The organism is Photobacterium sp. TLY01, from assembly GCF_021432065.1.
GTDB classification, from domain to species: domain Bacteria; phylum Pseudomonadota; class Gammaproteobacteria; order Enterobacterales; family Vibrionaceae; genus Photobacterium; species Photobacterium halotolerans_A.
In genome coordinates this window covers 22,085-38,653 of sequence record NZ_CP090364.1, presented here as the reverse complement: position 1 = coordinate 38,653, position 16,569 = coordinate 22,085, and the positions used below count along the sequence as shown (strand labels likewise).

At 51.6% G+C, this 16,569-nt stretch carries 8 protein-coding genes, 4 tRNA genes and 3 rRNA genes; 4 read left to right on the top strand and 11 right to left on the bottom strand.

The window, feature by feature from the left end; all coding sequences use genetic code 11:
* Positions 1 to 37 precede the first annotated feature (37 nt).
* Complete coding sequence (ilvC, locus tag LN341_RS00165; RefSeq protein ID WP_046222566.1) at positions 38 to 1,522, bottom strand: ketol-acid reductoisomerase; 1,485 nt, start codon at positions 1,520 to 1,522, stop codon at positions 38 to 40.
* A 131-nt stretch (positions 1,523 to 1,653) separates the two neighbouring features.
* Between ilvC and ilvY the strand changes: the two genes are divergently transcribed.
* Together ilvY and LN341_RS00155 are read left to right on the top strand one after the other, a co-directional pair.
* The gene (ilvY, locus tag LN341_RS00160; RefSeq protein ID WP_046222565.1) at positions 1,654 to 2,526 is read left to right on the top strand and encodes an HTH-type transcriptional activator IlvY; all 873 of its coding nucleotides are present in this window, start codon (positions 1,654 to 1,656) and stop codon (positions 2,524 to 2,526) included.
* Between the two features lie 10 nt (positions 2,527 to 2,536).
* Complete coding sequence (locus tag LN341_RS00155) at positions 2,537 to 3,745, top strand: NAD(P)-binding domain-containing protein (protein ID WP_234203785.1); 1,209 nt, start codon at positions 2,537 to 2,539, stop codon at positions 3,743 to 3,745.
* Between the two features lie 277 nt (positions 3,746 to 4,022).
* Here LN341_RS00155 and LN341_RS00150 read toward each other — a convergent pair.
* The 10 genes from LN341_RS00150 to LN341_RS00105 form a co-directional block, all read right to left on the bottom strand.
* A tRNA-Asp gene (locus LN341_RS00150) sits at positions 4,023 to 4,099 on the bottom strand.
* Between the two features lie 164 nt (positions 4,100 to 4,263).
* Positions 4,264 to 4,379: ribosomal RNA gene (gene rrf, locus LN341_RS00145) — 5S ribosomal RNA — on the bottom strand.
* Positions 4,380 to 4,472: 93 nt separating this feature from the next.
* Positions 4,473 to 7,362 (bottom strand): 23S ribosomal RNA (locus LN341_RS00140).
* A 307-nt stretch (positions 7,363 to 7,669) separates the two neighbouring features.
* Positions 7,670 to 7,745: transfer RNA gene (locus LN341_RS00135), tRNA-Val, on the bottom strand.
* 29 nt (positions 7,746 to 7,774) lie between these two features.
* Positions 7,775 to 7,850 (bottom strand) — tRNA-Lys (locus LN341_RS00130).
* A 1-nt stretch (position 7,851) separates the two neighbouring features.
* Positions 7,852 to 7,927 (bottom strand) — tRNA-Glu (locus LN341_RS00125).
* A gap of 124 nt (positions 7,928 to 8,051) precedes the next feature.
* A 16S ribosomal RNA gene (locus LN341_RS00120) occupies positions 8,052 to 9,603 on the bottom strand.
* The 16S, 23S and 5S rRNA genes sit together here with 4 tRNA genes alongside, the layout of an rRNA operon.
* Positions 9,604 to 10,058: 455 nt before the next feature.
* On the bottom strand, positions 10,059 to 10,583 hold the full coding sequence (gene hemG, locus LN341_RS00115; RefSeq protein WP_046222067.1) for a menaquinone-dependent protoporphyrinogen IX dehydrogenase: 525 nt from the start codon (positions 10,581 to 10,583) through the stop codon (positions 10,059 to 10,061).
* Between the two features lie 10 nt (positions 10,584 to 10,593).
* Positions 10,594 to 12,051 (bottom strand): TrkH family potassium uptake protein, encoded by a 1,458-nt coding sequence (locus tag LN341_RS00110; RefSeq protein WP_046222068.1) that lies wholly within the window; start codon positions 12,049 to 12,051, stop codon positions 10,594 to 10,596.
* Positions 12,052 to 12,065: 14 nt separating this feature from the next.
* Positions 12,066 to 12,704, bottom strand: a complete 639-nt coding sequence (locus tag LN341_RS00105) for a YigZ family protein (protein ID WP_046222069.1) — start codon at positions 12,702 to 12,704, stop codon at positions 12,066 to 12,068.
* Positions 12,705 to 13,192: 488 nt separating this feature from the next.
* Here LN341_RS00105 and fadB point away from each other — a divergent pair, with 488 nt between their 5' ends.
* Both fadB and fadA read left to right on the top strand, forming a co-directional pair.
* Positions 13,193 to 15,355 carry a fatty acid oxidation complex subunit alpha FadB gene (fadB, locus tag LN341_RS00100; RefSeq protein ID WP_234203784.1) on the top strand — a complete coding sequence of 721 codons (2,163 nt, stop codon included), beginning with the start codon at positions 13,193 to 13,195 and terminating at the stop codon, positions 15,353 to 15,355.
* 17 nt (positions 15,356 to 15,372) lie between these two features.
* Positions 15,373 to 16,542, top strand: coding sequence for an acetyl-CoA C-acyltransferase FadA (gene fadA / locus LN341_RS00095; protein WP_234203783.1), 1,170 nt, complete (start codon positions 15,373 to 15,375; stop codon positions 16,540 to 16,542).
* The last annotated feature ends 27 nt before the right edge of the window (positions 16,543 to 16,569 follow it).

Genomic DNA, 16,569 nt, shown 5'->3' with positions numbered 1-16,569 from the left:
TTTGCCGGGCTTTTAGCTAACCAGGAAGGAGGTTTACTTAGTCGCCTACTGCGATACGCTTCATATCTGTCATATAACCACGCAGTTCGTGACCAATCTGCTCTACAGGGTGATTACGCAGCGCTTCGTTCACATCAATCAGCTGCTGGTTATCAACTTGGTTGCTGGTTGCAGCCAGGCCTTTACCAATCACATCCGTACCCACTTTCGGCATGAACTTTTCGCGCAGTAATGGCGTCGCCACGTTCGCAAACAGGTAGTTACCATATTCTGCCGTATCAGAAATCACCACGTTCATCTCGTACAGACGCTTACGGGCAACAGTGTTGGCAATCAGCGGCAGCTCGTGCAGAGACTCATAGTAAGCCGACTCTTCAATAATGCCTGAGGCTGTCATGGCTTCAAACGCCAGCTCAACACCGGCACGCACCATAGCCACCATCAGAATGCCGTTATCAAAGTATTCCTGCTCAGCAATTTTGGCATCGGTTTGCGGATAGTTTTCAAACGCCGTTTCCGCCGTTTCAGCACGCCAGCCCAGCAGCTCTGCGTCATCGTTCGCCCAGTCGGCCATCATGGTCCGAGAGAACTCACCTGTGATGATGTCATCCATGTGCTTGTTATACAGCGGACGCATCAGATCTTTCAGCTCTTCAGACAACTCAAATGCTTTGATTTTAGCCGGGTTCGTCAGACGATCCATCATATGCGTGATACCGCCAAACTTCAGGGCTTCGGTAATGGTTTCCCAGCCGAACTGCAGCAGCTTACCGGCATAGCCAGGCTCGACGCCTTCAGCAACCATCTTCTCGTAACACACGATAGAGCCCGCCTGCAGCATGCCACACAGAATGGTCTGCTCACCCATCAGGTCAGATTTCACTTCTGCTACGAAAGAGGATTCCAGAACACCGGCACGGTGGCCACCTGTTGCGGCCGCCCAGGCTTTCGCAATTTCCAGGCCTTCACCTTGCGGGTCATTTTCCGGGTGAACGGCGATCAGCGTCGGAACACCAAAGCCACGCTTGTATTCTTCACGGACTTCCGTCCCCGGACACTTAGGCGCCACCATCACAACCGTGATATCCGGACGAATCTGCATGCCTTCTTCAACGATATTGAAACCGTGTGAATAACCCAGCGCCGCACCTTGCTTCATCAGAGGCATCACAGTGGTCACAACATCCGTGTGTTGTTTGTCTGGCGTCAGGTTGATCACCAGATCAGCCTGCGGGATTAATTGTTCATAGCTGCCCACTTCAAAACCATTGTCTTTTGCATTACGAAACGATGCACGCTGCTCATCAATCGCCGCCTGACGCAGTGCATAAGACACGTTCAGACCAGAATCACGCATGTTCAGACCCTGATTCAGACCCTGAGCACCACAACCAACAATCACCACCTTCTTACCTTTCAGGTAATCGGCTTCGGTTGCAAACTCGCTGCGGCCCATGAAACGGCAGCGGCCCAGTTGATCTAATTGCTGACGCAAGTTTAAGGTATTGAAATAGTTAGCCATAACAAATTACTCCGTGAATTCTGATCCTTGGTCGGCACGTCATTGCCGAATAACCTGATAGTAGATCAGGCTTAATGTTGTCTAAAGTGATATATTCACAACATCATATTGCAAATGGTGCAACATAAACCATGAACATCAAATCACTCCAGTTCTTTCTTCATTTATGTAACAGCAAAAACTTTAGTCAGACTGCACAAAAAATGCATATCAGTCCATCCGCACTCAGCCGCCTCATTCAACGGCTTGAGCAGGAAGTGTCTCAACCTTTGTTTATTCGGGACAACCGCAGTGTTGAACTGACCACAGCGGGTCGTAAGTTGCTCCCTGTCGCCAACCGAATCATCGCGGAATGGCAACAACTGCAACAAGAACTGACCGAACCGGATCAAATGCTCAAAGGCAAGTTAACCCTGTTCTGTTCGGTCACTGCCAGCTACAGCCATTTGCCGCATGTGCTCAATCAATTCCGGCAACACTATCCCCAAGTCGAAATCCAGCTGGTGACCGGCGATCCGGCGCAAGCCGTCGATAAAGTGCTCCACGATGAAGCCGACTTTGCCATCACAGCGCTGCCTGACAATATTTCCAGCAAACTGACTTTCATTCACCTGGGTGATGTCTCAATCTCAGTGATTAGTCCTTTAGTTGCACCCTCCGGGTTACAGACGCTGCTGACCCCCGAAATTCAATGGAATAAACTGCCATTTATCCTTCCGGAACATGGAAAAGCCAGAGAAAACGCTGACAAGTGGATGAAATCAAATAAAATTAAGCCTAACATTTATGCTCAGGTTGCTGGACACGAAGCTATTGTTAGTATGGTGGCATTGGGATGCGGCATAGGGATTGCGCCAGATATTGTGATAGAGAACAGCCCAATGCGTGACCAGATACAAAAGCTGCCTACCGCAGCGGTTGAGCCCTTAACCCTGGGGTTGTGTTGTAAACAAAGCCGGCAACAGGAGCCGCTCTATCAAGCGTTGCTGGCATTATTCAAATAGCAGGTCAGTTATGACGTCAACGCACACTTTAACACACAGCTACTACTCCGCTTTTTATGCAGAAAAAGGCTATCAGTTTTTAGAGCAAATTGCGCAAACCCGGATGATGCCGAAAAACCTGATTGTTTTTACCGTCATGCATTGTTATGAAGGTTCACTGCCGTATCTGAATGTGCTGTGTAAACTTGCTGACCACGTCATTTTCATCCCCAAGCAAGCGACATTTTGCAATAATGGCACATTGCTCAATACCATCAGCTCTATTCCAAACTGTGATGTTGTGACTGCCGGGTTTGACAAAATCGCCTTGAGAGATCCGATGCGTTGCCTGACGCTTATTGAGCAATACACTCAGCCGGGACAAGCTTTTCTGATTTTGGATCACGGTGGCTATTTTGCTCAGGGCGTTGAAGCCATCTTTGAAAGATATTACGAGCAATGTGTCGGGATTGCGGAGTTAACCGCCAATGGCATCGCCAAATATCGCAATCGTCATCTCATCAAGCCGCTGGTATCTGTAGCCCACCTGAGCATCAAGACCCCAGCCGACTACGAAGCTTCTGAGTGTATCGTCCATTACACAGATCAAATTCTGCGTGAAGCTTTTGGTCTGAAATTGAACAATCTCGGCTTTCTTACCATCGGTGTGATAGGCAGTGGTAATCTGGGCCGGGGTATTTGTAAAACACTCCAAGGTAAAGGTATCCATGAGATCTATGTCAGTGACCAGGATCCCAGGCAACTCACCGCCTTACCCAGAAATGGTATTCAGGTTTGTTCTACCGAAACCATGCTCAAACACTGCAATCTCATTTTCTGCTGTACCGGCAATGGCGCGCTGCACACGGCGCACATCCAATCCAGACGCGAGAACTTATTCATCGCCACTGTCACCTCTGCCGACGACGAGCTGAATCTGCCCGATCTGGTCCAACAAGGAACTTTAAAGTATATAGGGGGCAATCAATTCATCACTGAATATCAAAATCGGCATGGCGCCAGCATTTACCTCATTGCTGGCGGTGAATCAGCGAACACCCCCTTCAAAACCGGTATGGGCGACCCCACTCTATATCTGTTTGAAGCCGCACATTTGCTGGCAGGCCTGCAGCTCAGCAGCCAGTCTCACAGCTATGCATCAGGTATTCAGGCTTTATCTGCACAAGATGAAATTTTCATTGCTGAGCAATGGTTGCGTTTTTTCTATAGTTACACTTAACGCACAGCGGCTAACTCCAGAGCATTGGTTTGAAAAAAACGCTCTTTCGCCTGAGGCATCGCGTCTGAGGCTTTTATGAGTGACGAGCAGTCAAAAAATAACAAAGCGCCAGACAGCAAAAAGCCCAGCCATTACTGACTTGGTTTCTCTGAAAAGTGGCGGACGGCTGGGGTCGCATACGACCGAGACTCGATGATCCGCGGCCAAAATACGCCGCACTTTTCGTAAGTTCTGATATGAAAAAAGCCCCAGTCTTTCGACTGGGGCTTTCAATGAGTGGCGGAGCGGACGGGACTCGAACCCGCGACCCCCGGCGTGACAGGCCGGTATTCTAACCAACTGAACTACCGCTCCACTCAATTTTTCTGCCTAACAAAGTCTTACGCTTCACTGCTTTGCTTGGATCATTTGTCGCTGTGCGATGACGATTTTGATGCGAGAAGCGCAGTGTACATTCAGTACATGAGCATCGCAGCACTCAAAAGCGGCAAGCTACAATAGACAAATTGGCAATCAGAGCCTGGCGATGTCCTACTCTCACATGGGGAGACCCCACACTACCATCGGCGCTGCTGCGTTTCACGTCTGAGTTCGGCATGGGATCAGGTGGGTCCGCAACGCTATGGTCGCCAAGCAAAATTTGTTCAACAATCTTGGAAAATCTGACTTCAGTTCTCAGCACATCATTCAAGTGCTTATGGAGTCCGTAAAACCCCTTGGGTGTTGTATGGTTAAGCCTCACGGGCAATTAGTACAGGTTAGCTGAGCGCCTCACAACGCTTACACACCCTGCCTATCAACGTTCTAGTCTCGAACAGCCCTTCAGGAGGCTTAAAGCCTCAGGGATGACTCATCTCAGGGCTCGCTTCCCGCTTAGATGCTTTCAGCGGTTATCGATGCCGAACTTAGCTACCGGGCAATGCGTCTGGCGACACAACCCGAACACCAGCGGTTCGTTCACTCCGGTCCTCTCGTACTAGGAGCAACTCCCTTCAATCATCCAGCGCCCACGGCAGATAGGGACCGAACTGTCTCACGACGTTCTAAACCCAGCTCGCGTACCACTTTAAATGGCGAACAGCCATACCCTTGGGACCGACTTCAGCCCCAGGATGTGATGAGCCGACATCGAGGTGCCAAACACCGCCGTCGATATGAACTCTTGGGCGGTATCAGCCTGTTATCCCCGGAGTACCTTTTATCCGTTGAGCGATGGCCCTTCCATTCAGAACCACCGGATCACTATGACCTGCTTTCGCACCTGCTCGAACCGTCATTCTCGCAGTTAAGCGGGCTTATGCCATTGCACTAACCTCACGATGTCCGACCGTGATTAGCCCACCTTCGTGCTCCTCCGTTACGCTTTGGGAGGAGACCGCCCCAGTCAAACTACCCACCAGGCACTGTCCGCACCCCGGATAACGGGGCGACGTTAGAACATCAACACGACAAGGGTGGTATTTCAAGGACGGCTCCACAGATACTGGCGTACCTGCTTCGAAGCCTCCCACCTATCCTACACATGTAGGGTCAATGTTCAGTGCCAAGCTGTAGTAAAGGTTCACGGGGTCTTTCCGTCTAGCCGCGGGTACGCAGCATCTTCACTGCGATTTCAATTTCACTGAGTCTCGGGTGGAGACAGCGTGGCCATCATTACGCCATTCGTGCAGGTCGGAACTTACCCGACAAGGAATTTCGCTACCTTAGGACCGTTATAGTTACGGCCGCCGTTTACCGGGGCTTCGATCAAGAGCTTCTCCGAAGATAACCCCATCAATTAACCTTCCGGCACCGGGCAGGCGTCACACCGTATACGTCATCTTTCGATTTTGCACAGTGCTGTGTTTTTAATAAACAGTTGCAGCCACCTGGTATCTGCGACTCTCAGTAGCTCCATCCGCGAGGGACTTCACCGCCAAGAGCGTACCTTCTCCCGAAGTTACGGTACCATTTTGCCTAGTTCCTTCACCCGAGTTCTCTCAAGCGCCTTGGTATTCTCTACCCGACCACCTGTGTCGGTTTGGGGTACGATTGCTTATTATCTGAAGCTTAGAGGCTTTTCCCGGAAGCATGGCATCAATGACTTCATCACCGTAGTGACTCGACATCGGGTCTCAGCCTTAATGCAGAACCGGATTTGCCTAATTCTGCAGCCTACACCCTTAAACCAGGACAACCGTCGCCTGGCCCACCTAGCCTTCTCCGTCCCCCCATCGCAATAATAAGCAGTACGGGAATATTAACCCGTTTCCCATCGACTACGCCTTTCGGCCTCGCCTTAGGGGTCGACTTACCCTGCCCCGATTAACGTTGGACAGGAACCCTTGGTCTTCCGGCGAGGGGGTTTTTCACCCCCTTTGTCGTTACTCATGTCAGCATTCGCACTTCTGATACGTCCAGCATGCCTTACAGCACACCTTCAACCGCTTACAGAACGCTCCCCTACCCAATACAATAAATTGCATTGCCGCAGCTTCGGTGTATCACTTAGCCCCGTTAAATCTTCCGCGCAGGCCGACTCGACCAGTGAGCTATTACGCTTTCTTTAAATGATGGCTGCTTCTAAGCCAACATCCTGGCTGTCTGAGCCTTCCCACATCGTTTCCCACTTAGTGATACTTTGGGACCTTAGCTGGCGGTCTGGGTTGTTTCCCTCTCCACGACGGACGTTAGCACCCGCCGTGTGTCTCCCGGATAGTACTTACTGGTATTCGGAGTTTGCAAAGGGTTGGTAAGTCGGGATGACCCCCTAGCCTTAACAGTGCTCTACCCCCAGTAGTATTCGTCCGAGGCGCTACCTAAATAGCTTTCGGGGAGAACCAGCTATCTCCAGGTTTGATTGGCCTTTCACCCCTAGCCACAAGTCATCCGCTAATTTTTCAACATTAGTCGGTTCGGTCCTCCAGTAAGTGTTACCTCACCTTCAACCTGCCCATGGCTAGATCACCTGGTTTCGGGTCTAATCCCAGCAACTGCACGCCCAGTTAAGACTCGGTTTCCCTACGGCTCCCCTATACGGTTAACCTTGCTACTGAAATTAAGTCGCTGACCCATTATACAAAAGGTACGCAGTCACAGGACAAGCCTGCTCCTACTGCTTGTACGTACACGGTTTCAGGTTCTGTTTCACTCCCCTCACAGGGGTTCTTTTCGCCTTTCCCTCACGGTACTGGTTCACTATCGGTCAGTCAGGAGTATTTAGCCTTGGAGGATGGTCCCCCCATGTTCAGACAGGATAACACGTGTCCCGTCCTACTCGTTTTCACGTGTAAAGCATCGTCGGTTACGGGGCTGTCACCCTGTATCGCGGCCCTTTCCAGGGACCTTCACCTGACACTAAACACGCTTAAGGGCTAATCCGGTTTCGCTCGCCGCTACTGCCGGAATCTCGGTTGATTTCTCTTCCTCGGGGTACTTAGATGTTTCAGTTCCCCCGGTTCGCCTCATCAGGCTATGTATTCACCTGATGATAACTGCTTATGCAGCTGGGTTTCCCCATTCGGAAATCGGTGACTCAAGTGGCTCTTACTGCCTCATCACCGCTTATCGCAAGTTAGTACGTCCTTCATCGCCTCTGACTGCCCAGGCATCCACCGTGTACGCTTAGTCACTTAACCATACAACCCCAAGAGGTTTCGTATGTTCAAACAACCAAGGTTGTGTCTCTGACAAAGAGACAATTGGTTTATTCGCCGGACTCTTACACAAGACACTTGAATGTGTATTGCTTGAGAACTCTGTTTCTTTCGAAACAGTTTTATTCAATCTCAAAGATTGAATTTACTAGTCAGCTTTCCAGATTGTTAAAGAGCATGTGAATTATCTTTCAATAACCACTTTCTAAAGGCTTTCAGCGTCAGAAAATCGATCCAACAACAATTCAGCTATTGAATCTGCGTATCCGTGCAGAAAGTATTTAGAGAGTGGTGGGCGATACCGGGCTCGAACCAGTGACCCCCTCCTTGTAAGGGAGGTGCTCTCCCAACTGAGCTAATCGCCCACTGTGTTTTTACATTCCCGTGGCAGGAATGGTGGGTCGTGCAGGATTCGAACCTGCGACCAATTGATTAAAAGTCAACTGCTCTACCAACTGAGCTAACGACCCGTGGCGTCCCATAGGGGAGTCGAACCCCTGTTACCGCCGTGAAAGGGCGGTGTCCTAGGCCTCTAGACGAATGGGACTCTAATTCTGTCAGCGAAACATGTTTCGCTAATTCGTACCCATGCTGTTGGGCAGCATGAGTGGCTCTCTACATTTCGACCAAGCAATCTGTGTGGACACTGCATCAACGACACAGCCTTTAGGTAAGGAGGTGATCCAGCCCCAGGTTCCCCTAGGGCTACCTTGTTACGACTTCACCCCAGTCATGAACCACACCGTGGTAAACGCCCTCCCGAAGGTTAAGCTATCTACTTCTGGTGCAGCCCACTCCCATGGTGTGACGGGCGGTGTGTACAAGGCCCGGGAACGTATTCACCGTGGCATTCTGATCCACGATTACTAGCGATTCCGACTTCATGGAGTCGAGTTGCAGACTCCAATCCGGACTACGACGTACTTTGTGGGATTCGCTCACTATCGCTAGCTCGCAGCCCTCTGTATACGCCATTGTAGCACGTGTGTAGCCCTACTCGTAAGGGCCATGATGACTTGACGTCGTCCCCACCTTCCTCCGGTTTATCACCGGCAGTCTCCCTGGAGTTCCCACCCGAAGTGCTGGCAAACAAGGATAAGGGTTGCGCTCGTTGCGGGACTTAACCCAACATTTCACAACACGAGCTGACGACAGCCATGCAGCACCTGTCTCAGAGTTCCCGAAGGCACCAATCCATCTCTGGAAAGTTCTCTGGATGTCAAGAGTAGGTAAGGTTCTTCGCGTTGCATCGAATTAAACCACATGCTCCACCGCTTGTGCGGGCCCCCGTCAATTCATTTGAGTTTTAATCTTGCGACCGTACTCCCCAGGCGGTCTACTTAACGCGTTAGCTCCGAAAGCCAGTGTTCAAGACACCAACCTCCAAGTAGACATCGTTTACGGCGTGGACTACCAGGGTATCTAATCCTGTTTGCTCCCCACGCTTTCGCATCTGAGCGTCAGTCTTTGTCCAGGGGGCCGCCTTCGCCACCGGTATTCCTTCAGATCTCTACGCATTTCACCGCTACACCTGAAATTCTACCCCCCTCTACAAGACTCTAGCATGCCAGTTCCAAATGCGATTCCGAGGTTGAGCCCCGGGCTTTCACATCTGGCTTAACACGCCGCCTGCATGCGCTTTACGCCCAGTAATTCCGATTAACGCTCGCACCCTCCGTATTACCGCGGCTGCTGGCACGGAGTTAGCCGGTGCTTCTTCTGCAGCTAACGTCAAAGATGGCATCTATTAAACACCACCTCTTCCTCACTGCTGAAAGTGCTTTACAACCCGAAGGCCTTCTTCACACACGCGGCATGGCTGCATCAGGGTTTCCCCCATTGTGCAATATTCCCCACTGCTGCCTCCCGTAGGAGTCTGGACCGTGTCTCAGTTCCAGTGTGGCTGATCATCCTCTCAGACCAGCTAGGGATCGTCGCCTAGGTGAGCCATTACCCCACCTACTAGCTAATCCCACCTGGGCCAATCTTAGCGCGCGAGGCCCGAAGGTCCCCCGCTTTGGTCCGAAGACATTATGCGGTATTAGCCATCGTTTCCAATGGTTATCCCCCACACTAAGGCATGTTCCCAGGCATTACTCACCCGTCCGCCGCTCGCCGCCCATCAACGCACCCGAAGGATTGTTGATGTCGCTGCCGCTCGACTTGCATGTGTTAGGCCTGCCGCCAGCGTTCAATCTGAGCCATGATCAAACTCTTCAATTAAAGTTTTGTTGCCTCTCAAAAGAGAAGCGGCTCAGTGATTACTGATGTTCCAACCGAAGTTGAAACGAATTGACTGTGCCGGTAACTCTTTCGAGAAAGAGCTACCACTTGGTCACTCAGTTCACTGATAAAATCTTTGATGACTGTATCATTGTCGAGTGCCCACACAGATTGCATGGTCAAATTGTTAAAGAGCTTTTCCAGACTTGCCGCTTGGCTTATCGTGGACAGGGCGGCCATTCTATCTAACTGAACCAGAGTGTCAAACACTTTTTTCAGCCAATTTCGAAGTGACTTTCCTGTGAACCTTAGGTTTTCGACCTTCTTGGCCGTTCCCCCGTTCAGTGAGGCGGCATTATAGGGACTTTATTCCAGGCTGCAAGCGCATTTTCAGGTTTTTTTTGATTTTCTTGTTTTTCGAACAAAAGCTCACCAAAACCATCCCTTTTTAATCATTAAAGCTGCTTGAATGCCTGACTAAAAGCGCTCACCTTGCCCCAATCCGTATATTCAACTTCTTTTGTTGTATCAGTTTCTCCCCCGGTCATGCGCATAATGAGCTGAATCATGGTTCTATCAAACCAAGAATACCGTGGATAGCGTAGTGCGCCCGCGAAGACTGCCAGGAGTTTAGGCTGCCAGGGCGATGTTTGCAGGAACTTCTGCATATACACGCTCGTCTCCGGTGTATCCTTGCCGGGTTTTCGCGCCGTCAGGTTAACGCAGAAGAAAGCCGCTTTATGTTTCTCCAGGGCTTGCTGGTGCTGCTCAACAAACTGGTACAGCTTTTTATTTAAATGACCATACCGAACTGAAGCACCAATCAACACCCGATCATAACGAGTGAAGTCAATCCCAGGTGACTGATGAATATCCTGCGTCTCACAATGATAATTCCCGCCGAGCTGCTGCTCTATATAGCGTAAGATTTTGATCGTCTGACCGTCACAGCTAGAGTGCAGCAATAAAACCTTTTCCACAAACTTCTCCTTAGTTTCGCCAGAATGTCGGGGTGAATAAAACCAGTAAAGTGAAGACTTCAAGGCGCCCAAACAGCATAGCGACAATTAATGTCCACTTCGCCGCGTCGTTCACCTCTCCGAAATGAACGGCAACTTGCCCTAACCCCGGACCCAGATTATTGAGAGTGGCCGCAACTGCAGAAAATGCGGTCAGCTCATCCATGCCCGTCCCGACCAGCACCAGCATGCAAATTACAAACACCAACGCATAGGCGGAGAAGAATCCCCAGACCGCATCCACCACCCGTTGTGGCAAAGCTTTATTTCCGACTTTAATGGTGTAGACAGCACGCGGGTGCACCAGGCGCTTGAGCTCCCTGACCCCTTGCAGAAACAAAAGCAGTACGCGAATTACTTTAATCCCGCCGCCCGTGGATCCGGCACAGCCGCCGATAAAGGAAGAGAACAAAAGCAACACAGGCAGAAACAGCGGCCATTCAGAAAACCCTGTGGTGGTAAAACCGGCTGTCGTTGAAATAGAGACAGTTTGGAACAGCGCCTGATCCAGAGTGGCCCACCAGGTATCATAGGTTTGGTGCTTCATCAGCATGCCGTAGCAAATCAACAGCAGGATCAGCTGTATGACGAGAAAAGCCTTGAATTCGGGATCCCGCCAATAGGTCCGAAGGTTATGGCCACGGTTGGAGAACGCCGCAAAGTGCAATGAAAAGTTACAGGCGGAGATCAAAAGAAAGACCACAGTAACCATATTAATGGCAGTACTGTTGTAATAGCCGATGCTGGCATCATGGGTAGAGAAGCCGCCAATCGCGACAGTCGAAAAACTGTGTGCTATGGCATCAAAGAGATCCATCCCGGCCAGCCAGAAAGCACCCGCGCAGGCAACCGTCAGGGTTAGATAGATATACCAGAGCGTCTTGGCGGTTTCAGCAATCCGCGGGGTCATCTTGCTGTCTTTGACCGGCCCCGGAATTTCAGCGCGATAAAGCTGCATCCCACCAATCCCTAAGACAGGTAAGATGGCCACAGCCAGCACAATGATCCCCATACCGCCAAACCACTGCAGCATCTGACGGTAAAAAAGAATCGCCTTCGGCAAAGCGTCCAGCCCGACAATCACAGTTGCCCCGGTCGTCGTCAGGGCGGAGAAAGATTCAAAAAATGAGTCCGTAAAGGATAAGTCCGGGTTTTTCGACAAAATAAAAGGCACAGCACCGGCGCTGCCGATAACGGTCCAGAATAAAACCACAATCAGAAATCCATCCCGGGCTTTCAGTTCCCGCCGGTGATGCCGGTTGGGCAGCCAGAGTGCCGCCCCGCCCGCCAGCAAAATAAAGAAGGTCACCACGAAAGGGAAACCTGCACCGTCACGGTACAGCAAGGCGATAAGGGCCGGGACCAGCATAGTGACGCTAAATAGCGCCAGTAGCAGGCCAACGATACGGATAATGGAACGAATTTGCATAATCTAGCGGGCGCTCACTTGTAGTTCTTCAAAATATTGTCTGCGTCCTGAATCACAATCCGGCCGCCACTGCGATTGATCAGCACTGCCTTGCATGTTTCGGCCAAGCGAGCATCCAGCAGAATGTTCATGGTGACATCCACCCCGTAGTCAGCGCTCTGCACTTCAGCATGATGCTCAGCGAGCACAGCCTCCAGTAAAGGCACCTGATTATACGCACAGCGGACATAAAGTGGTGAAGTAATAACCTTTTCTTTGGTGATGAGCACTGCAAGCGCCTGCTGCACCCCGCCACCATACGCTTTCACTAAACCGCCCGTCCCCAGCCGGATACCACCATAATAGCGCGTGACAACGGCCGTGACTTCCCCAACCCCGCTGCCACTGAGCTGGGCCAGCATCGGTTTACCCGCCGTTCCGGAGGGCTCGCCGTCATCACTGAATCCCCACGACATGGAATCTTCAGGTCGGCCAGCCACGAAGGCCCAGCAATTGTGCCGTGCATCCACATGCCGTGATTTGATGTCCTGAACAAAGGCTTTCGCCGCCTCCGCACCGGGTGTATGGGCTAAATAGGTAATAAAGCGGCTTTTTTTGATCTCTTGTTCGAAAACAACGGGTTCCGCTGGTATTAGATAAGGAGCCTGATCCATTTTGCCTGCTCACGTCACGCCATACAAAGGCGCAAGAATAGCATAAACGCGCTCACAGATTCACAGCGAACCACAAAGCGCCGTCTGTCGACCTTGCTTTTCGATTCAGGTCATGAAAATAGGTTTGGCAGATCGTTCGCAACAGCCCGCACACATTTCAACGGGTAACGCCATTGTTATCATTTTCGTGAGCTATATATGAATAAAAGCTCACCATGCAGCCAAAGCGGAACCCTGTTAACAAATCTCACAAGCAACTGAAATTATGCATAAAAAGAACACAATATCGATGTCAGTTATCCATGGGTCAGCCAAAAACAAGTGATGCCGGCCCACATCAGTTACATACCCATATCAAAGTTTAAACAATTGTTTAAAATAGGTGTTGAAATCCATTTGCAACAGGTTCAGACTAATCTTTAACCTGGTTGGAGGCCAAACCAGTCAAAATCAAACCGGCAATGAACCGGTATTCACGGAGATAGAACATGATTTACCAAGGTGAAACCCTATCCGTAAGCTATCTGGAAGATGGCATTGCGGAAATCAACTTCAATGCGCCAGGCAGCGTCAACAAGCTTGATCGTAAGACCCTGGAAAACCTCAGTGAAGCTATCAACGCGCTGTATCAGCAAAATGAACTGAAAGGCGTCATCCTGACTTCCGGTAAATCCGCCTTTATTGTTGGTGCGGACGTCACCGAATTTCCTGACATCATGACCCAAGACGCTGATGTACTGTCCAGTTGGCTGGCAGAAGCCAATGTCATTTTTAACCGCCTGGAAGACATCCCGGTCCCAACCATTACCGCGATTACCGGTTTTGCATTAGGTGGCGGCTGTGAGTGCGTGCTGGCAACTGACATGCGCGTGGCAGACACAACTGCACTGGTAGGCCTGCCAGAAACCAAATTGGGTATTATGCCTGGCTGGGGTGGCTCCGTACGTCTGCCTCGCCTGATTGGCGCCGATCCGGCCATGGATATCATCGCTGGCGGTAAAGCCAAAAAAGCCGATGAAGCCTTAAAACTTGGGATTGTAGATGCCGTTGTGGCACCAGAGGCCCTGCGCGACGCTGCGCTGACCATGCTCAAAGATGCCATTGCCGGTAAGCTGGAATGGCGCGCACGCCGTGAGCAGAAAAAAGCACCACTGAAACTCAACAAAATTGAAGCGACCATGAGCTTCACGATGGCCAAAGGCATGGTCATGCAGGTGGCCGGTCCGCATTATCCTGCGCCAATCACTGCGGTTAAGTGTATTGAAGAAGCTGCAGGCATGAGCCGCGACGACGCGCTGAAAGTCGAAAACAAAGGCTTTGTCGCACTGGCGAAAAGTGAAGTGGCACCGGCGCTGGTCGGCATTTTCCTCAATGATCAGTACATCAAAGGCAAAGCGAAGCAAGCGGCTAAAGAAGGCAAAGACACCCAGCGCGCTGCCGTTCTGGGTGCCGGTATTATGGGTGGCGGCATTGCCTACCAGTCTGCACTGAAAGGTGTGCCGGTTGTGATGAAAGACATCGCTCAGCCCTCGCTGGATCTGGGGATGAATGAAGCCTCTAAACTGCTGAACAAGCAGCTGGAGCGCGGCAAACTGAACGGCCTGAAAATGGCAAAAATTCTGGCATCCATCCAGCCAACCCTGCATTACGCCGGCATTGAAGAAGCCGATGTGATTGTTGAAGCTGTGGTTGAAAACCCGAAAGTGAAAGCCGCTGTCCTGGCGGAAGTGGAAGCGCGTGTCGGCGAAGATACGGTGATCACTTCGAACACCTCGACCATTCCAATCAACCTGCTGGCGAAATCGCTCAAGCGCCCGGAAAAATTCTGTGGCATGCACTTCTTCAACCCGGTGCACCGCATGCCGCTGGTTGAAATTATCCGCGGTGAGCATACCTCGGAAGAGACCATTTCGCGCGTGGTGGCTTACGCGGCCAAAATGGGTAAATCCCCGATCGTGGTCAACGACTGCCCAGGGTTCTTCGTCAACCGCGTCCTGTTCCCTTACTTTGCCGGCTTCAGCCTGCTGCTGCGTGACGGCGCCGACTTCACCAAAGTCGATAAAGTCATGGAGAAGAAATTCGGCTGGCCGATGGGCCCGGCGTACCTGCTGGACGTGGTCGGGATCGATACCGCGCACCATGCTCAGGCTGTGATGGCCGAAGGCTTCCCGGAGCGCATGGGTAAAGACTACAAAGATGCAGTCGACGTGATGTTCGAAAGCCAGCGTCTGGGCCAGAAAAACGGCAAAGGCTTCTATGCCTACTCGGTCGATAAAAAAGGCAAGCCGAAGAAAGATCTGGCACCCGAAGTGGCTGAGCTGCTGGCCCCTGTTGTCAGCCGTGCCGCTGATTTCAGTGATGAAGACATCATCGCCCGTACCATGGTGCCTATGATTAACGAAGTGGTGCGCTGTCTGGAAGAAGGCATTATCGCAACACCGGCAGAAGCCGACATGGCACTGGTCTACGGCCTGGGCTTCCCTCCATTCCGCGGCGGTGTGTTCCGTTACCTGGATTCAATCGGCCTGGCCAACTATGTCGCAATGGCAGACAAGTTTGCCCACCTGGGCGCCGTATACGAAGTCCCTGCCGGTCTTCGTGAAAAAGCCGCTAAAGGCGAAAGCTATTACAACGCACCAGTAAACGCTTAAGGACGAGGAACACATACATGAATAACGTCGTAATTGTTGATTGCATCCGTACCCCGATGGGGCGTTCAAAAGCCGGTGCTTTCCGTAACAAACGTGCTGAAGATTTGTCTGCACACCTGATGAAAGGCCTGCTGGAGCGTAACCCTCAGGTGGACCCGACAGCCATTGAAGATATCTACTGGGGCTGTGTCCAACAAACTCTGGAGCAAGGCTTCAACGTTGCCCGTAACGCAGCGCTGCTGGCCGGTATTCCGCACACGGTCGGTGCCACCACCATTAACCGCCTGTGCGGTTCTTCGATGGATGCACTGCACAGTGCCGCCCGTGCCATCATGGTCGGTGATGCCGAGATCTGCCTGGTCGGCGGTGTGGAACACATGGGCCACGTGCCGATGAACCATGGGGTTGATTTCCATCCTGGTCTGTCTAAGTCTGTGGCTCAGGCTGCCGGCATGATGGGTCTGACCGCTGAAATGCTGGGCCGCATGCACGGCATCAGCCGTGAGCAGCAGGATGCATTCGCGGCACGCTCTCACCAGCGCGCTTATGCCGCGACCGTTGAAGGCCGCTTCAAAAATGAAATTCTGCCGACCGAAGGTCATGACGAGAACGGCATCCTGAAAGTCTTCGACTATGATGAAGTGATTCGTCCTGAAACCACAGTTGAAGGTCTGGCCGGTCTGCGCCCTGTGTTCGATCCGGCCAACGGTACAGTGACAGCCGGTACATCCTCAGCCCTGTCTGACGGCGCTTCAGCCATGCTGATCATGAGCGAAAGCAAAGCCAAAGCACTGGGACTGCGTATTCGTGCCCGCATCAAGTCAATGGCGGTCGCCGGTTGCGATCCGTCGATCATGGGTTACGGCCCGGTACCGGCGTCGAAAAAAGCGCTGAAACGTGCCGGTCTGACGATCGAGGATATCGGCATGATCGAGCTGAACGAAGCCTTTGCCGCTCAGTCTCTGCCATGTGCCAAAGATCTGGGTTTGCTGGATGCCATGGATGAAAAAGTGAACCTCAACGGCGGTGCCATTGCACTGGGCCACCCGCTGGGTTGTTCCGGTACCCGTATCTCCACCACACTGATCAACCTGATGGAACATCAGAATGTGAAATACGGCCTGGCGACTATGTGTATCGGCCTGGGTCAGGGCATTGCGACCATCTTTGAGCGGGTCGACGACTAATCCGTTATCACCACACCGATTCAGCCC